The following is a 17,222-nucleotide window of genomic DNA, read 5'->3' on the forward strand; positions in this document are numbered from 1 at the left end:
CTCCTCAGTACTCCAGTGCGATGCGCAGCGATGCACTCGCTGCGAATGGCGTGAAGAACGCCGCCAAGACGAACACGGCGGCGAGCAAAGAGAGGTTGGCCGACGCTCCCTGACCGATGATCGACGCATCGACCGCGCCGGCACCGAAGATCAGCACCGGGATGTAGAGCGGCAGCACCAGCACAGCAACGAGGACACCCCCTGCGCGTACGCCCAGCGTCAGCCCCGCGCCGACGGCGCCGATGAGGCTGAGCACCGGCGTACCGATAACGAGCGATGCGGTCAAAATCCAGAGGGACAAGGCAGGCAGGTCGAACTGCAATGCCAGCGCGGGCGCAAGCAAGGCCAAGGGCAAACCGGACAACAGCCAATGCGCCGCGATCTTGCCGACGACCAACATGGCCAACGGCGCTGGCGACAGCATCATCTGCTCCAGCGTGCCATCGGCGTGATCCTGCTCGAACAGGCGATTGAGCGAAAGCATGCTGGCCAGCAACGCCGATACCCACAGGACGCCCGGAGCGATCCGTCGGAGCATTTCGCGCTCGGGGCCGATACCCAATGGAAACAGACTGACGACCACGACAAAGAAGCAAAGAGGTATCAGCGCGTCTGACCTTCGGAGCAAGGCGAGCTTCAAGTCCCGGCGCATCACGACAAATACCGGATTGGCAACGAGGGGCCGGCTCATGCCCCCATCCGGACGGTCTGAGAAGTTTTCAAGGCCAGCTCCTGGTGACTCGTCAGAACGACCATGCCGCCGCGTGACTGGTGCCGATGGATCAGTTCACCAAGCCATCGCGCACCGAATTGGTCCAGCGCTGTGGAGGGCTCATCGAGAATCCACAACTTCCTCCTGTAGAGGAGCAATCGAGCCAGGCTTGCACGACGCTTTTGGCCTTGTGACAACATCCGGAACGGCAAGTGCCTGTGCTCGGCCAAGCCAACTTCGTCCAACGCTGATTCCACGCATTCCGTGGTGACCGGCTCACCAGCGATGGCGGCCGCGGCAAGCAGGTTGTCCAAGGCATTCAGGTCTTCTTTGAGTCCAATGCCATGGCCGTTGTAAACCAGTTCGCGTTGGTATTCACTCCACTGGTTGCGCAGCGGCTTTCCTTTCCACAAGACTCTGCCAGCAGCAGGCGTAGCGAACCCTGCAAGCGTTCGCAATAGCGTGGTCTTCCCGCTGCCGTTCTCGCCGTGCACCGACAGGCACTCGCCCGGCACGATCCGGAAAGTCAAATGGTCAAACAGGCGGCGCTCCCCGCGAACGCCCGCGAGATCGAGAGCTTCAAGCATGGGCCGGGTCATAGTTCATGCACATGGGCATCCCTGGAAGGTGCGCCCTCAAGGGGCAATCTTCAAAATCATGTCTTCTCCCGATTAACTGAGAATTAGCGGGAACTTGCGTCCTACCTTGCTGTCATTTCTGGCCTAACATGAGCGTGTCAAACAAGCAAATTCAGGTTGGTAGGCGCCATGCGAATACTGTTGGTGGAAGACGACAAACTGATCGGACGGGGGATCGTGGCCGGTCTGCACAAGCACGGCATCGCGGTGCATCACGTCGGCACCGCAGAAGAAGCCGAAGCCACGCATGCGGAAGACACCTTCCATGCCCTGGTGCTCGATCTCGGGCTGCCTGACCGGGACGGCATGGAGTTGCTGGCCAGCATGCGGGCCGTCGAACCTCAATTGCCCGTCCTGATCCTCACGGCGCGGGACGCCATCGAACACAGGCTCAAAGGGCTGCATGAAGGTGCCGACGACTACATGATCAAACCGTTCGACCTGCGTGAACTCGCAGCCCGGTTGCATGCGCTGGTCAGACGCACGCAAGGCCGTGCGGCCCAGGTCATCTCGGCCGGTCCCCTGCGGCTGGAGCCGGAGAGCGGGCTGGCCTGGTTCCAGGGCGAGCCCGTCTCCTTGTCGCGCCGCGAGGTCGATCTGCTGGCCCATCTCGCCAACGCCGATGGCCGGTGGGTCCCGCCCGACATGCTCAACGAGCGCTTGTACGGCCTCGGGGAAGAGATCGGCAGCAACGCGCTGAATGTGCATATCCACAACATCCGCCGCAAGCTCGGCGCCGAAGCCATCGAGACGGTCCGTGGGCTCGGCTATCGGCTGGGCTGGAGGCTTGCATCATGAGCCTGCGGCTGCGCGCCGTTCTGATCGCCGGCATTTCGCTGTTGGTTCTGTGGGGCGCTGCCGCCGGCTGGATGATGCGCGGCGTTCATTCCAATCTCGACCGGACCCTCGACGGTCGTCTTGCCATGTCGGCACGCATGGTGTCGGGGCTTCTTGAACGCGCCGCGCTGGCTCCGAATGCAGCGTCCAACGACTTCACCGAGGCGGTGCGCGTCAGCGGCAAGGAGGGCATCGCATGCGAAATCCGGTCTTTGCAGGGAGAGATCCTGGCACGAACGACCACCGGACCTCACTCGGAGTTCGAGTCACTGCCGGCCGGCTTCAGCACGCGGGACGTTTTGGGACATCAGTGGAGGGTCTACGTTCTTCGTGCCAATGGCTACCAGATCACGACGGCGGATCGCGTGGATCAGCGGGATATGCTGATCAACGAATTGCTAAGCGTGGCTGGCGTGCCCTTCTTGATTGCCTTCCTGGGCGGCCTGGCTGCCCTTTGGATCGGCATCGGACGGGGGCTCGCCCCCCTGGAGGCTCTGTCGCAGCAATTGCGCGACAAACACGCGGACGACACGTCCCCGATCGCCGTCAACCATTCACCCTCGGAACTGCGCCCGGTTCTGGACGCAATGAATGGGCTTCTCAAGCGCCTGGCACGGACACTCGCCAGCCAACGGGCATTCACCGACGCCGCGGCGCACGAGCTGCGCACGCCGTTGACCGTGATCGATACGCACCTGCAGGTGGCCCGGATCAGTGAAGGCGACGAGGTGGCGTCCTCTCTTTCCAGTGCAGAGGAAGGCGTGAAGCGGCTGAGGCGCACCTTGGACCAGATGATGATACTGGCCCGCGCCGAGACGTCTGCCGACAAGGCGGATGGTTGCACTTCGGTGGTCGCTTCCGTCGGCGGCGTGCTGGAACAGTGGAAGGCCGCAGAAAAAGAGCGCTTGTCGTTGAACGTCAGCGGCGAGGACATCGGAACCCCGGTGCCCAAGTCGATGCTGGAAACGGCGGTTCGCAATCTGGTTGACAACGCGATGCGCTATTCGCCGCGAGATACGGCCATCGAGGTGGGCGTGTTCCTGGATCCGAATGCACAGCAGTGTGTGATTAGCGTGTCGGACCGTGGCCCCGGGCTGACTGCCGAGCAGGCATGCCAAATTGGCCAACGTTTCTGGCGCGGTGATCAGGGCCGAAAGAGCAAGGACGGGGCGGGCCTGGGCATTTCGATCGTTCGGGCCATTGCAGAGAGATTTGGTGGGGCCCTGAATCTCGAACCCCGGGAAGGCGGAGGCCTGGTTGCGAAATTTCTCGTGCCCACCGACCCCGCACCCAAAAAAGGTCAAGCTAGGCCTGCAGGGCGTGGCTTGGATTCAAAACCGTAGGTTCGGACCCTGCCAGGGATAGCGCGGTCACAGCCAATGGACGCAGGCGTGCTGATGTGGTTCGCCTTCGTTCGATCCAGCGCCTGACTTCGGAGTAGGCATCCGCCAGGGATCAGGCGCATGGCGGTGCTCGTGCGGCTGCCGCTCTTGCGACTACCGTGGGGTCGGGCGCCGTACGAGAGCAGCCAATACTATCCCTACCAGCAACAGGACCGGCTGGTCGCCATAGCGAACATACGGCGTCAGGCCGCTCATGCCTTGTACGGTCGCGGACAACACGCCCGGCCGATGTGGCGGCAGAGCGGCAACGACCCGTCCTTTCGGATCGATCGAGGCCGTGATGCCTGTATTCGTGGAGGTCACCATAGGCCGAGCGGTCTCGATGCTGCGCAACCGCCCGATCTGCAGATGCTGGCGAAGCGCCCAGGTCTGGCCGAACCAAGCGAGGTTGCTCAAGTTCACGAGCACGCTCGCGCCGGGTCCTGCGCCTGGGGTCGGCAGGAGCGACGGGAGCAGCTCGGAACCGAAAACATCCTCGTAGCAAATGTTGAACGCCAAATGCTGATCATTCACCGAGAATGGTCTCTGGACCGGGGCTCCACGATCGAAGTCACCCAGCGGCATTTTCAGCATCCGCGTGAACCACTCGAACCCAGCCGGTACATATTCGCCCCAGGGCACGAGGTGGTGCTTGTCGTAGCGTAGCGGCACGGAGGCGTCGACAAGCTGCTGCAACGGCGTGCCGGAGTCGAAGCCGATGGCGCTGTTGGTGTAGCGCGAACTGCCGTCGGCCGCCATGCTGTGCAAAGGGACGCCCATCGCGATCGTGCTGCGCTGGTTCGCCGCTACGTCGAGCCAGGTTTTCCAAATCATCGGGTCGAGCTGGTCTTGGAATACGGGCACGACGGTCTCTGGCAAGACGATCAGGTCCGGATGCGGCTCTCCGGGGCCCGGTGGCTGTGCGGCCAGCCGCAAGTGACTGGCGATGCCGTCTTCAAGCAGGGTCGGGTCGAACTTCTGCGATTGATCGATGTTTCCCTGCACTAGCCTCAGATGCAGCGGCTCGCCTTCGGCCGTCGACCAATCGAGGCGAGTAAGTGTCCATCCCGTGGCGATCAGGATCAGCACCGTCGCCAGCAAAGACACGTTCGAGCGCATGGAAGCCGCGGCCGGACGCGACAGGAACGCCACGGTCCCCGAGGCGCACGCCGCGAGCAGCGCGACGCCATGCACGCCCAGCAACGGCGCCCAGCCGACCAAGGGGCTGTCCACATGGGCGTAGCCAATGTTCAGCCACGGAAAGCCCGAGAACAGCACGCCGCGCAGCCATTCCGAGGCGGCCCAGACAGCTGACCAGACCAGCACTTGTGACAGCGCTGCTCCCCGCCGAGTGCGAGACTGCAGCCACTTGCTGATCGCGCAGGCAAGAGCGGGAAACAGCGCGAGAAAGGCAGACAGCGCCACGACGCTCGCACCGGCCAGTGGCGCGGACAAACCACCGTAGTCATGGATGCTGATGAACAGCCAGTACAAGCCGACCGCAAAATTGACGAAGCCGAACGCCCATCCGCGAAGGAATGCCTGCCGGCCGCGCTCGGCGGCAAAGCTGGCGCGTGCCAGCACCGCCAGCGCGAGGATTTGAACGATGGGCAGCGACCACTGGGGCAACGGATCCGGGGCGAACGTCAACGCATGTGCGCTACCGGCAAACGCCAAGGTCGCGGCATTTCGCCACCGCGCAAGCCTGCTCACAGCCTGAGCATTCCAGTGCTCCTTTCAGGACGCAGCCGGCTTGGCCTGCATCGACTTGTCACAGACGACGCGGCCCTGCAGCAGCCTGCAGGTGTTCAGGAGCACCGACGCGCTGCTGGCCAGCATGGCGAGCGCGGCGGCAAAGGGCGTCACGCCTGCTTCGAACAGCACGACAATCACGGCGAGGTTGTACACGACGGAAAATGCGAGATTCTGCCGGACGATGCGATCAAACTTGCGAGCCAACTCACGGGTCTCGACGACAGCGCCCACGCTGCCGTGCGCGATCACCACCCCGGCTGCGGAAACAGCCACGGAACTCGATCCTGGGATGGCGATTCCGCAGGCTGCCTGGGCCAGGACCAGGCCATCGTTGGCGCCGTCGCCCACGAATGCGACAGGCGCTGGGCTCTTTGCCACGATGTCGGCTTTTTCTTCCGGAGAGCAATCGGCCTCGACCCGGTCGAAGTCTATGCCCAGGTCAGCCGTCAGGCGTTCGGACGCTGCGCTGGAATCCCCGGTCAGCAACCAGAGTTTCAATCCCTGCGCACGTAACCGCTGCAGTGACGAACGGGCGTCGTCGCGAGGGGCATCCTGCAGACGCAAGGAGCCGAGCCAATCCCGGCCATTGGCTACGTGTACCAGCCCTGGCAGGCCATCTTCCGGCGGCATGCCCTCGACTCCCGCGGCGAGCAGCCAATGCCTTTCACCCACCCACACGGTCTCGCCGCCGGGGACATGCATCGTCACGCCTTTCGCGCACGCCGTCACCTGGCATCCGTCGGGCTCGCACGCGCTGCTCATTCCAGACTGCCGGGCCGCGAGGACCACCGCGTGTGCAATGGGGTGCGCGACGCCGGCCTCGGCCCTTGCCGCAAGGTCGATGAGGTCCTGTTCGGCCCCCCCGTGCCGCGTCTGGATGCTGACGATACGCATCTGACCGCACGTCAATGTGCCGGTCTTGTCGAACGCCATGATCCTTGCCCTGGCGAGCGCTTCGACGCTCGCGGAGTCTCTCAGGAGGACGCCGCGCCGCGCGGCCTCGCGGCAGGTAAAGGCGTAGGCCAGCGGCATCGCCAGACCGACCGCGCAAGGGCAGGCTGCGACCAGAAGGCTCAGCGCACCGAGCAACGCCTGGTCTGCGCTTGAGCCGTTCCACAGGTAATGGACGAAGGCGAGCAGAGATGCCGTCACCACGACCGGGAGCAGTATCCGGACGAAGCGCTCGGCCGTCTCGGACAACGACGAACGAGCGCCAAACAGCTCAAGCATGCGCAGGCCGAGCACGTCCAATCGTCGGTCCCCCGCACCGGCGGTCACGTGGACCGTCAGAGGTCCGCGCAGGTTCACGGACCCGGCGAAGACCCGTTCGCCAGGCTGAACGCTGCGAGGCGCGGACTCGCCTTGCAGCAGCGAGAGATCGACGGCCGACTGTCCCGCTACGACGATGCCATCGACCGCGATGCGCTCGTTGGCGCGTATCAAAACGGTATCACCGGGCGCGAGCTCTGCCAGCAGGACGGTGCTCTCGGCCTTTTCGCCGCCGGCAGAAGTCAGCTTCGTCGCGGTTTCCGGCGCAAGGCTGCGCAATGCTTGTACGGCAAGTCCGCTCTCCTGCCGGGCATGGATTTCGATCAATCTTCCGATCAGCAGAAAAGTGATCAACATGGTGGCGGCGTCGGTGTAAATCGCCACGGACCCCATGGCCAGGGACCCGACCGACACAAAGAGGGAGCCAAGGACAGCAACAGAGGCAAAGACGTCCATCCCTGCGATCCCGGCGCGCAGCGAACGGGCGGCGGCGCGGTAGAAATCCCACGCCGAATATCCGACGACGGGAAGGCTTGCTACGACGCTGGCCCAGGCGATGACGAGCGCCGCCGCCTCGTCGGCGTTCAGGTAAAGCACCCATGAGCCCAGCATGCTCCACATCCCGAAGACGACCGCGACGGTCAACTGCAAGCGGATCTTCCTGGCCTGCCGCTGCAGGGCCGCTTCCAGCTCGTCGCTGCCTTTCAACGGGGACAGTGCGTAGCCCAGACCCTCGGCCTTTCGCAGCAGCAAGGGGAAGTCGATCGACTCCGGGACCCAGGTCACCAGCGCCGAACCGGAGGTGAAATTCACCGTCGCCGAGACCACGCCGGGCACACGCTGCAGGACGCGCTGCAAGGCCATCGCACAGCTCACGCACCAAAGCCCGTCTACGAAAAACACCATCCGGCCCGCCACACGGGCCTGCTCATAGTCGAAATCCCCACCGGAACTACGGTCCGCTCTTGGCATCCGTTCCAACCCCAAGCAGTTTTCCGCCCACGACCTTCCCGTAGTAGCTTTGCTCACCTTCGTGGTATTTCTCCAGCGCCTCAGCCACGGTTCCGGTCTGGCGTGTGTCCTTGGGGCGTTCGTGGCTGTTGATGAATGCCGCCACGTCCCAGGCCTCCTGTTCTGTCAGACTGTATGGCTTTCCAAGCGGCATGTTCGCCCAGATAAAGCCCGCTGCAGTATCGATGCGGGCCATGCCGGCGCCCCAGTTGTACGACTCGGGTCCCCAAAGCGGGGGAAATCTCATCTTGCCGTTTTCCTCCCGCGTGCCCTGTCCATCAGGACCATGGCACAGTGCGCAATTTTGTTGATAGACCGCCAGACCTCGGCCCACGTCGTAGTCGTCCTTTGGTTTCGGCACCTTGGGATAGAGCGCTCCGCGCGGCTTGTTGCCGGCGGGCAGCCCATCGGCCATCCAGGCCATATAGGTCATGAGATCGCGGTACACATCGCTGCCAGCGGGCGGCGGTTTCCCGGAGGACGACGCCTGGGCGTTCATCGAATAGGTGAAACAGCCCATGATCCGGTCTTCGAGCGTGCTGATGGTCCCGGTCTTGCTGCGAAAAGCGGGGTAGGACGCATAGGCCGCCCACATCGGTGCGGCATTCTCTCGCCGTCCCGAGTCGAGGTGGCAGTTCGCGCAGGCCAGCGAATTGCCCACGTGGTCTTTGACCATGGCGCCAGTGTCGGTGAAGATTTTCATTCCTCGCCGGATGGCATCGCCATAGGGTCCTTTCGGAATGTCATCCTCCGCAGGCGGGAGGTAGTAGCCGTCCGCACCGACGGGCATACCGGGCGGAGACGCCTTGGCGTCTTTTGCGTAGGCCTTGCGAGCAGCTTCCATATCTGCTCTCGAATAGGGCGCGGCCGAAGGAATCGTGACCGTTTTGCCGCTGATCGCGCTGTACAGATACCCCATCACGCCGCTCTCGTAGACGCCGTAACCTGCCGAAAACAGCAGGAGACCCAGCGCCGCAGCATAACCGGCACGCCGGAGTGTCCCCGTGTGCGCAGAGCGGCGATCACCGTTGTTCGTCATGATTGCCTCCTTTGCTGCCCGGACGCAAAGATCCGAAATACTGAGCCACATCGCGCATGTCTTGGTCCGACATGCGCGACGCGATGTCATCCATCAAGGATTGCGGCGAATTGTGGCGATGGCCGCCTTTCCATGAGACCAACTGGTGGAAGATGTACTCGGGCTGCTGACCCGCCAGCGCAGGGAAATGGCCGCCGACACCCTCACCCTGCTGGCCATGACAGGTCACGCACGCCGGGATATCCTTTTTCCAGTCGCCCGTTCGGCTCAGTGCCTCTCCACGCGCCGCGTCTCCGCCCAGATCGACGGGCGGCCCGGCAACGTGCGGCAGCGCAGCGTAATAGGCCGAGACTTGCCCGATCTCCTCGGCGCTCATTGCACTGGCCACGTACCGCATGGACTCGTTGGGGCGGCTTCCGGTAGCGAAGTCGTGGAGTTGCTTCGCGATGTAGGCTTCGGACAGGCCGGCCAGCGCGGGCGTCAGCCCCGCGCCAGCACCGTGGTCGCCGTGACATGACGCGCAGGCCCAGACGATGTCGTTGCCCTGAAAGACGAGCACCGGCGCGTCATCGGGAACTGCGGGCGCCTGCTGCTTCGGCGCAACGGTCCCGCCAATCGCCGCCCCGCGATTCGGCGCCAGGTCGGCGATGTAGCTCAAAGCGCCCCAGATCGCCAGCGCCAGGAAGATGGCCAGCACAAACAAGGGAATGGGACGCGATTGCTCCCAGGGGTCGAATGTCGGGTCTACGTCTTGAACACGACGCCCCTTGCCGCTCAGCTCGGATTTCATCTCGCCCCTCATTGACGCGGGCCCTTCTGAGTTTTCGGATCGTAGCCACGATCACGCAATGTCGCCTCTTTGGCGCTGACGGGGTAGGAACGGTCCAGGCTCAACAGGTACGCGACCAGGTCGAGCGCCTCCTGTCGGGCCACCACCACTTTCCCGTCCGCGGGACGGTACTCCTGCGGCAACTTGACCACGACCTCGCCGGGCGCGGCCTTCTCCTTGACCTCGAAGAGGAAGGGGTACGAAGGCATGATGCTCCAGTCGAAGATGGCCCTGGGCTGGTACAGGTGGGTCAATTGCCAGTCCCGGCTCGGCAGGCGCACCCCGACATTCAGCAAATCGGGGCCGGTGCGCATCGTCCCGAGCAGTTGGGGAGCGTCGTAGGCGTAGTCGCCCGGCGTGGACGGCCTTCCCCAGCCCCGGGCCTGATCCGCCAGCGTCTGGCCACTCGAACGAGGCTGCTGGCTGTGACAGTAGACACAGCCATTGGCCACGTACTGCGCACGGCCTCTTAGCTGTTCGATCGTGTAGTTCTGCAACTGCGCAGGTGCCTGGACCGTACGGACCTGCAGGCCGGGGAGCACCACGAGCATGACGGTCGCGAACACCAAGATTCCGACAGCGCCGACGAACAATGGAATCAGCCGGTTCATGCGTCACCTCGCCGTTTCGACCAGAGTAGGGCCATCGCATGGAAGGCAAAGACGAAGTGTCCCAGCGTCATCATGCCGCCGCCCACCGATCGACCTTCGAGATACGGCACGATGTTGCGGGTGATGTCAGCGAAACTGGTCTGTGGATCGAGCAGCGACATGCCTTGCAGGAAACCGCCGATGGTCAATGACAGGAAATAGATCAGAAAACCCAGGACCGTCAGCCAATAGTGGATGGCGATGAGTCGCGGACAGGGCCAGTTCTTGCCCGTCAGGTAGGGCAAGAGATAGTAGAAGGCGCCGAACAGCACGATGGAGACGAATGCGTAAGCTCCCAGGTGCGCATGCCCCACCGTGTAGTGCGTGAAGTGGGTGATCGAGTTGATGGCCCGTACAGCCTCCAGCGATCCCTGGAAGGATGCGGCCGTGTACATCAATGCGCCCGTGGACACGAAGCGCAGCGCCATGGACTCCTTGAACGCCCAGAAATTCTGCGCGACCGTCACGTGCTGATTGATCGCCACCGCGATGACAGGAATGAACATCATGACGCTGTGCACGATCGACAGCGTGACCACCCACGTCGGCACGGGCCCACCGATCAGGTGATGAATACCCACCTGGCTGTAGAACAAGGCAAGGCCCCAGAAGCCCAGCAGCGAAACGCTATACGAATAGATCGGCTTGCCGATGATCTTGGGAATCAGGTAATAGGCAGCACCCAGCCCCAGCGGTGTCAGCCAGAGGCCAAGCACGTTATGCGCGAACCACCAGTTGGTGGTGGCTTGCTGCACGCCTGAATGCAGGCCCGGGATATTCGCGATGAAGAACAGAATGGGGAACCATGCCAGTCCCGCGAGGTAGTACCAGCCGCTGACGTAGATGTGGTGAACGTTGCGTTTTCGGGTCGTCGCGATGGCGGACCATGCGATGAAGAAGCCGCCGAGGGCCAGGACGATGTCGATCTGCCATGGGATTTCGAGCCACTCCAGGCCGTCGCTCCATCCATTGGCAATGGCAATGGCACCGGCCGCCACGCCGAGGGCCCACAGCACCGCGCCCACCATCGCCATTGCGGGCCTTCGCAGGGGCGTATGAAACATGCGAGGGATGATCCAGAGCGCGACCGCTATGCCCCCTGTGGACAGCCAGCCGTACGCGACCAGATTCAGATGGACGGTGCGCGCGCGCCCGAAGGTGGTGAACGCCTGACTCGCCAGCCAGTCGGGCCAGTGCAACTTCAGCGAGGCGATCATCCCGAACAGCGAGCCAACGATCAGGAACAGGAAGGAAGCGATGGACAGGACCAGTACGACGTTCCGACCCGGGGCGTCGACGCCGGCACGCAAGGCGTCGAATCGATGCTCGGCCGCCCCTTCATCGAATGAAGATGGATCATCCGGGGAGCCGGCCTCGCCCTCCAGAAATATGGTCGAAGCCTCCTTCTTTCCCGCATGGATCTGGCGCGTCACGATGGACCAGATCAACGCGCCCAGAGCCGCCAGCGAGACGATAAAGCTCAGAGCAAGGAGAAACCCTAGGCTTTCATTCATGGGCGCTCCAGAAATGGCGCGCAACCATCCGAATTGGTTCCGATGCCAACCACTGGTGTTGGCGATAGTGTTCCATCAGGGCTTGCCTCAGCATTGTTTTTATGAATGTCGCATGTGAATCACGGGAATGATGGTCAGCCTCGATTAAGCGAAAGTTAAGAGTGTTTTTCGAGGTGCCCCGCGCTCTTTGACCGTGGACTGTCTGGATGGCGAGATCCAAATACAGTCGGCCCGGATATTCGAATCGTCGTGACGCGAAGGTCTCGGCCGCCTCGCGGCAGACACCGGCGCTGCGCCTGGGGTCAGCATCGGCAGGGGGCGGGACGATCGCTTGTTCGCCTAGTGCCAGGAAATCACAGTGGACGCACGTATCCGTTATAACCACCCGCATCCCGAAGGACAGTCTCCCCTGGCAGGGATAGCCGCTGTTGAGGCTCGGAGGGCCGAATGCCGCTCCTCCTTTCGCCCGCACTATGAGCGTCGGTTTCCCATGTCCCGGCGATGACGCATGCGGCGGCTCACCCGTCCGAGAGGACAGGATGCGCGAGCCATTCGCGGCCCTTGAGCATGCCGTCCCAATAGACCGGCGGCAGGATGCGTTCCTTCAGCAGCCACGCCAGCGATGACGGCCGCTTGCCGTCGATGAACCATTTCGGAAACGAAGGCGCCAGCTTGCCGCCGTAGGCAAATTCCGCCAGCACGATCTTGCCGCGCTCGACAGTGAGCGGGCAGGAGCCATAGCCGTCATAGCTGGCCAGGCGCGTGGACCCGCTCCGGGCGGCGAGCAGGTTGTGCGCGACCACCGGCGCCTGCTTGCGTGCGGCCGCAGCAGTCTTGGCATTGGTGGTGTTGGTGCAGTCGCCGAGTGCGAAGACGTTGGCGTACTTCTTGTGGCGCAGGCTCGACGGGTCCACGTCCACCCAGCCCGCAGCGTCCGCCAGCGGGCTCACTCGGATGAAGTCCGGCGCCTTCTGTGGCGGCACGGCGTGCAGCAGGTCAAATGGACGGGTGACGCGCTCCTTGGTGCCGTCGGCGTTCGTGCGGATGAAGGTGGCTTCATGCGCTGCGCCATCGACGGCCACGAGCTGGTTGCTGAATTGCAGATCGATGCCATAAGCCTTCACGTACTCCATGAGCGCGGGCACGTAGTCCGGCACGCCGAAGAGCACGCCTCCCGCGTTGCAGAACTCGATGTGGATGTTCTTGAGCACGCCCTGCCGCTTCCAGTGATCGGCCGAGAGGTACATCGCCTTCTGCGGCGCACCCGCGCATTTGATGGGCATGGGCGGCTGCGTGAACAGGGCCTGGCCGCTCTTGAGGTTCTGCACCAGTTCCCAGGTGTAGGGCGCGAGGTCGTAGCGGTAGTTGGAGGTGACGCCGTTGCGGCCCAGTGTTTCAGGTAGGCCCTCGATGCCGTTCCAGTCGAGTTTCAGGCCCGGGCAGACCACGAGCTGCTGGTACTTGACGACGCGGCAGCCATCGAGCACGAGGGCGTCGCGCTCGGGCTCGAACGCGGCGACGGCCATCTTGATCCACTTGACGCCGCGCGGAAGCACGCTCGCCATCGTGCGCGCCGTGTGCGCAGGCGGAAAGATGCCCGCGCCCACCATCGTCCACCCCGGCTGGTAGTAGTGCACATCCGCCGGGTCGATGACGGCGATGTCCGCGTCCGGCTTGCGCGCGAGCAGGCTGGACGCCACCGCGATGCCCGCCGCGCCCGCGCCGACGATCACGATGTCATGCGTGGCGTCCACGACTTCGGTGGGTGTGCGCCCGCCGTTGGCGATGCGCCGGGCCACGCCGGACAGGTCGTAGCCGGCACCGCGCGCGGCTTCGAGGATGGAGGCCAACGGCTGACGCTGCGCCTGGCTCAGCGCCCACAGCGTGGCCGAGCGCGTGCCGGTGCGGCAGTAGGCGAACACCGGGCCGGGCAGTTGCGTCATCAGCGTCCCGAAGGCCTGGGCCTGCTGGTCGGTCACTTTGCCGGACTCGACGGGCAGGTAGGTCGCCGCCATACCCAGTGACTGGGCGGCCTGCTCGATTTCGCTGAAGCCGGGCTGATCGCCCGCTTCTCCATCGGGCCGATTGCAGATCACCGAGCGGTAGCCAGCCTCGGCGATGGCCTGCAGGTCGGTGGCAGCGATCTGGCCGCTGACGGCCAGTCCCTGGTCCAAGGCTTTGATGTCCATGAGGGTCTCCTGCCCGGAAATTGTCCTTTCAGCCGGTCGGTGCCGCTCTCAGAGGGCATCGATGGGAATCTTGAGGTAGTGGACGCCGTTGGATTCGGCAGGCGGCAACTCGCCGGCCCGCATGTTCACCTGCACGGAGGGCAGCAGAAGCACGGGCATCGCCAGCGTGGCGTCGCGCTGCTCGCGCGTGGCCGCGAAGTCATCCTCGCTGATGCCGTCACGCACATGGATGTTGTGCGCACGCTCCTCGGCCACGGTGGTCTTCCATTGAAGCTCGCGCCCCCCGGGGCGGTAGTCGTGGCACATGTAGAGCACGGTCTCCGGCGGCAGCGACAGCACGCGGCCGATCGAGCGGAACAGTGTGCGCGCGTCGCCACCCGGAAAGTCGCAACGCGCCGTGCCATAGTCGGGCATGAACAGCGTGTCGCCCACGAAGGCTGCGGCAGGCGCTTCAGGTGTGGCGTTGTCCTGGACCAGATAGGTCATGCAAGCGGGCGTATGGCCGGGGGTATGCATGGCCCGCACCTGCAGCGTGCCGAGCATGAAGGTCTCGCCGTCGTCGAACAGACGATCAAACTGCCGGCCGTCACGCGCGAAGGCCGGCTCGGCGTTGAAGAGCTGGCCGAACACCTGCTGTACGGTACGGATGTTCGCCCCAATGCCGGTTCGGCCGCCCAGGCACGAATGGAGATACGGCGCGGCGCTCAGGTGATCTGCGTGCACATGCGTCTCCAGAATCCACTGGACGCTCGCCCCCAGTTCCCGCACGCGCTCGGCCATGCGGTCCGCGCCGGCGCGCGAGGTGCGGCCGGATTTAGGATCGTAGCCGAGCACGCTGTCGATGATGGCGCACTGACCGCTTTTCGTGTCCAGCACGATGTAGCTGAAGGTGCTGGTGTCCTCGTCAAAGAAGGGTTCGATCTTCACGGTGTCTTTGCCTCGCTGAATGTATGACCCGTCTGTTGTCGCCCAAGCTCCCTTGATCGGATGTTTGTGGGTCGTTCTCACATGCCAGATGGTGTCCGGGTCGAATTAACTCAAAATTAAAAACTTGCCGTCGCATGTTCTTGCCGACCGGCGGCCGAGTGAAGAAATCGCTTCCCCACCCGTAGACTCAGCCGGCCAGCGCGCGGCGGTTCCAGGGCATGCGCATCAGCACGCGCGCGAGCCCACAGAACCCCGAGACACCGGCGAAGACCAGCCCCGCGCCCACGAAGCCCGAAAGCACATGGAACCATGGCGAAATCGTGGCGCCCAGCACGGCACCCAGCACGATCAAGGACCCCGCAACAATCTGCACCTGCCGTTGCAGCTCCAGGGGTTGAGAGGCGTCCGCCACGACGGGCAGGCCGGCCTTCTTCCAGGCGTCCAGCCCGCCTTCAAGCACGTAGGCCTCGCAGGCCGTGCATGCCCCCAGCGTCGGGGCGTTCACCCGCGTCCGGTTGCCCGAGCGGCAGTGGAAGATGATTGCCGAAGCGCCGTCGAGCGGCAGGCCGCCGCTTCGCAAGCGGTCCATCGGCACATGGCGTGCCTGCGCGATGCGCTCACGGGCATGTTCGTCCGCCGCACGGATGTCCACCAGAACGGCACCCTGGTTCATGAGTTCGCTGGCAGCTTGGGGCGAGATGGATTTCAGGGACATGGCAATGGCCTCCGAGGGTGGATCAGGGACAGAAGATGGCCTTGAGCGTGGCGATGAGCTTGGCCACGTCGGGGTTGTCGATACGGTAGTGCAGGGTCTGCGACTCTCGCCGATAGGTCACCAGGCCTTCCTCGCGCATCTTGGCCAGGTGCTGGGACAAGGCGGACTGGCTCAGCGCCACGTTTTCGTGCAGGGCACCGACGGTCATCTCGCCATGCTCGATCAGCAGGCAGAGAACGAGCAGGCGATGCTCATTGCCGACCGTCCGCAGCATGGCCGCAGCCTTGGCCGCGCCGTCCTGTAGAAACGACTGGTCTTTCTTGTCAACCATCATGGCAGCTTGTATTTAACATGTATCTAATTTAGCATAAGCTAATAAAATATCAAGGCACTTCCTCGAAGGCAGGAAGTGCGGCAGGTCTTCCTGCCGGTGTTCTCATGCTGCGGCGTGGGTTCGCCTGACACCTCATTCCTGATTCGTTCATGACGCCACCTGCTTCGCTGCCACCGCCCGCTGCGACAGATGCCCGCCGCAATGTGGGCCTGCTGATGGCCGCCCAATCGCTGGGCGGCGCCGCGCCACCCATCATCATTTCGCTGGGCGGCATCGTGGGTCAGATGCTGGCCAGCAACCCTTCGCTGGCCACACTGCCGGTCAGCCTCTACAACCTGGGGCTGGCGCTGTCGACCATCCCTGCGGCCCTGCTGATGCGTCGTCTGGGCCGGCGCGCGGCCTATGCGTTGGGGGCGCTGCTGGGTTCGGTGTCCGGGCTCATCGCCGCATTGGGCGTCCTGTGGGGCAGTTTCGAGACCTTCTGCGTGGGCACGGCGATGGCTGGCTTCTACGGCGCGTGCGTGCAGAGCTACCGCTTCGCGGCCAGCGATGCGGTGCCGCCGCCGCAGCGCGCCACCGTCATCTCGCGCATCATGATCGGCGGCCTGATCGCCGCGGTCATCGGCCCGCAGGTCGTCATCTGGACGCGCGACGCCTGGCCCATGGCGCCGTTCGCTGGCAGCTTCCTCGGGCAGGCGGGCCTGGCGCTGCTGGCCTTGCCGCTGCTGCTGATGCTGCGCATGCCGCCGCCCCAGGCGTCCGCCGTCGTGGGCGCGGCGCGCCCGCTGGCAGTGATCGCGCGCAGTCCAGGCTTCGTCGTGGCCGTCACGGCGGGCATCGTGTCCTACGGCCTGATGGCTTTCATCATGACGGCCGCGCCGATGGCCATGGTGGGTTGCGGCCACACCGTGGGCGAGGCGGCGCTGGGCATCCAGTGGCACGTGCTCGCCATGTTTGCGCCGAGCTTCTTCACCGGCCACCTGATCGCGCGTTTCGGCAAGACCGCCATCACGGCGTGCGGACTGGTGTTGATCGGCACCTCTGGCCTGCTGGCCCTGGCCGGCCTCGAACTTCTGCACTTCTGGGGCTCGCTGATCCTGCTGGGCGTGGGCTGGAATTTCGGCTTCATCGGCGCCACGGCGCTGGTGACCGACTGCTACACCGCGCCCGAGCGCGCCAAGGTGCAGGCACTCAACGATTTCCTGGTGTTCGGCACCGTGGCCGTCGCCTCGTTCGGGTCGGGCCGGCTGCTGAACACCTCGGGCTGGGAAACCATCAACGGCCTGATGCTGCCCCTCATCGCGCTCGTGCTGGCCCTGCTGGGTTGGCTGGCTTGGCGCAACCGCCGGCAGTCGGCGGCGGCCGCTGCGCCATGAAGCCGTCTGGGTCCGGTCGAGCGTGCGGGTCAACCCGGTTTCATA

15 protein-coding genes are annotated in these 17,222 nt (G+C 64.1%); 3 read left to right on the forward strand and 12 right to left on the reverse strand.

The window, feature by feature from the left end; all coding sequences use genetic code 11:
• Positions 1-4: 4 nt before the first annotated feature.
• Positions 5-691 carry a heme exporter protein CcmB gene (gene ccmB, locus ACZK4H_RS07740; RefSeq protein WP_003149819.1) on the reverse strand — a complete coding sequence of 229 codons (687 nt, stop codon included), beginning with the start codon at positions 689-691 and terminating at the stop codon, positions 5-7.
• Complete coding sequence (ccmA, locus tag ACZK4H_RS07745) at positions 688-1,299, reverse strand: cytochrome c biogenesis heme-transporting ATPase CcmA (RefSeq protein WP_004350655.1); 612 nt, start codon at positions 1,297-1,299, stop codon at positions 688-690. Before ccmA ends, ccmB begins: the two co-directional genes overlap by 4 nt.
• Positions 1,300-1,479: 180 nt before the next feature.
• Here ccmA and ACZK4H_RS07750 point away from each other — a divergent pair, with 180 nt between their 5' ends.
• Both ACZK4H_RS07750 and ACZK4H_RS07755 read left to right on the forward strand, forming a co-directional pair.
• Entirely contained in the window at positions 1,480-2,148 is a 669-nt protein-coding gene (locus ACZK4H_RS07750; RefSeq protein ID WP_003149815.1) for a response regulator, read from the forward strand.
• Positions 2,145-3,530 (forward strand): ATP-binding protein, encoded by a 1,386-nt coding sequence (locus ACZK4H_RS07755; RefSeq protein ID WP_003149813.1) that lies wholly within the window; start codon positions 2,145-2,147, stop codon positions 3,528-3,530. The genes ACZK4H_RS07750 and ACZK4H_RS07755 overlap by 4 nt, the downstream gene beginning before the upstream one ends.
• Before the next feature lie 153 nt (positions 3,531-3,683).
• Here ACZK4H_RS07755 and lnt read toward each other — a convergent pair whose 3' ends face one another.
• From lnt to ACZK4H_RS07805, 10 genes are all read right to left on the reverse strand, one after another.
• Positions 3,684-5,219 carry an apolipoprotein N-acyltransferase gene (gene lnt, locus ACZK4H_RS07760; RefSeq protein ID WP_023120491.1) on the reverse strand — a complete coding sequence of 512 codons (1,536 nt, stop codon included), beginning with the start codon at positions 5,217-5,219 and terminating at the stop codon, positions 3,684-3,686.
• 87 nt (positions 5,220-5,306) lie between these two features.
• Positions 5,307-7,457: a heavy metal translocating P-type ATPase gene (locus ACZK4H_RS07765; protein WP_023120492.1), complete on the reverse strand. Its 2,151-nt coding sequence runs from the start codon at positions 7,455-7,457 to the stop codon at positions 5,307-5,309.
• Positions 7,458-7,545: 88 nt separating this feature from the next.
• Positions 7,546-8,643: a c-type cytochrome gene (locus ACZK4H_RS07770; protein ID WP_004350647.1), complete on the reverse strand. Its 1,098-nt coding sequence runs from the start codon at positions 8,641-8,643 to the stop codon at positions 7,546-7,548.
• A complete protein-coding gene (locus tag ACZK4H_RS07775; protein ID WP_023120493.1) occupies positions 8,627-9,433 on the reverse strand; it encodes a c-type cytochrome in 807 nt (268 codons plus the stop codon). Before ACZK4H_RS07775 ends, ACZK4H_RS07770 begins: the two co-directional genes overlap by 17 nt.
• Positions 9,434-9,441: 8 nt before the next feature.
• Positions 9,442-10,083: a cbb3-type cytochrome c oxidase subunit II gene (locus ACZK4H_RS07780; RefSeq protein WP_003149800.1), complete on the reverse strand. Its 642-nt coding sequence runs from the start codon at positions 10,081-10,083 to the stop codon at positions 9,442-9,444.
• Positions 10,080-11,636: a cbb3-type cytochrome c oxidase subunit I gene (locus tag ACZK4H_RS07785; protein ID WP_003149798.1), complete on the reverse strand. Its 1,557-nt coding sequence runs from the start codon at positions 11,634-11,636 to the stop codon at positions 10,080-10,082. The genes ACZK4H_RS07780 and ACZK4H_RS07785 overlap by 4 nt, the downstream gene beginning before the upstream one ends.
• A gap of 518 nt (positions 11,637-12,154) precedes the next feature.
• Positions 12,155-13,825 (reverse strand): bifunctional protein tyrosine phosphatase family protein/NAD(P)/FAD-dependent oxidoreductase, encoded by a 1,671-nt coding sequence (locus tag ACZK4H_RS07790; protein ID WP_004350643.1) that lies wholly within the window; start codon positions 13,823-13,825, stop codon positions 12,155-12,157.
• Between the two features lie 48 nt (positions 13,826-13,873).
• Positions 13,874-14,752: an MBL fold metallo-hydrolase gene (locus ACZK4H_RS07795; RefSeq protein ID WP_003149790.1), complete on the reverse strand. Its 879-nt coding sequence runs from the start codon at positions 14,750-14,752 to the stop codon at positions 13,874-13,876.
• A gap of 187 nt (positions 14,753-14,939) precedes the next feature.
• Entirely contained in the window at positions 14,940-15,467 is a 528-nt protein-coding gene (locus tag ACZK4H_RS07800; protein ID WP_004350638.1) for a rhodanese family protein, read from the reverse strand.
• Between the two features lie 22 nt (positions 15,468-15,489).
• Positions 15,490-15,798, reverse strand: coding sequence for an ArsR/SmtB family transcription factor (locus ACZK4H_RS07805; protein ID WP_227492951.1), 309 nt, complete (start codon positions 15,796-15,798; stop codon positions 15,490-15,492).
• Between the two features lie 218 nt (positions 15,799-16,016).
• Between ACZK4H_RS07805 and ACZK4H_RS07810 the strand changes: the two genes are divergently transcribed.
• Complete coding sequence (locus ACZK4H_RS07810) at positions 16,017-17,177, forward strand: MFS transporter (RefSeq protein WP_239503704.1); 1,161 nt, start codon at positions 16,017-16,019, stop codon at positions 17,175-17,177.
• Positions 17,178-17,222: the final 45 nt, after the last annotated feature.

The sequence above is a fragment of the Stenotrophomonas sp. 78350_Sma genome (assembly GCF_056482105.1).

Excerpts from the sequence above, each read along its gene's own strand:
- ccmB (WP_003149819.1), bottom strand. The coding sequence starts at position 691 with ATGAGCCGGCCCCTCGTTGCCAATCCGGTATTTGTCGTGATGCGCCGG.
- ccmA (WP_004350655.1), bottom strand. The coding sequence starts at position 1,299 with ATGCTTGAAGCTCTCGATCTCGCGGGCGTTCGCGGGGAGCGCCGCCTG.
- ACZK4H_RS07750 (WP_003149815.1), top strand. The coding sequence starts at position 1,480 with ATGCGAATACTGTTGGTGGAAGACGACAAACTGATCGGACGGGGGATC.
- ACZK4H_RS07755 (WP_003149813.1), top strand. The coding sequence starts at position 2,145 with ATGAGCCTGCGGCTGCGCGCCGTTCTGATCGCCGGCATTTCGCTGTTG.
- ACZK4H_RS07765 (WP_023120492.1), bottom strand. The coding sequence starts at position 7,457 with ATGGCCTTGCAGCGCGTCCTGCAGCGTGTGCCCGGCGTGGTCTCGGCG.
- ACZK4H_RS07770 (WP_004350647.1), bottom strand. The coding sequence starts at position 8,643 with ATGACGAACAACGGTGATCGCCGCTCTGCGCACACGGGGACACTCCGG.
- ACZK4H_RS07775 (WP_023120493.1), bottom strand. The coding sequence starts at position 9,433 with ATGAAATCCGAGCTGAGCGGCAAGGGGCGTCGTGTTCAAGACGTAGAC.
- ACZK4H_RS07780 (WP_003149800.1), bottom strand. The coding sequence starts at position 10,083 with ATGAACCGGCTGATTCCATTGTTCGTCGGCGCTGTCGGAATCTTGGTG.
- ACZK4H_RS07785 (WP_003149798.1), bottom strand. The coding sequence starts at position 11,636 with ATGAATGAAAGCCTAGGGTTTCTCCTTGCTCTGAGCTTTATCGTCTCG.
- ACZK4H_RS07790 (WP_004350643.1), bottom strand. The coding sequence starts at position 13,825 with ATGGACATCAAAGCCTTGGACCAGGGACTGGCCGTCAGCGGCCAGATC.
- ACZK4H_RS07800 (WP_004350638.1), bottom strand. The coding sequence starts at position 15,467 with ATGTCCCTGAAATCCATCTCGCCCCAAGCTGCCAGCGAACTCATGAAC.
- ACZK4H_RS07805 (WP_227492951.1), bottom strand. The coding sequence starts at position 15,798 with ATGGTTGACAAGAAAGACCAGTCGTTTCTACAGGACGGCGCGGCCAAG.
- ACZK4H_RS07810 (WP_239503704.1), top strand. The coding sequence starts at position 16,017 with ATGGCCGCCCAATCGCTGGGCGGCGCCGCGCCACCCATCATCATTTCG.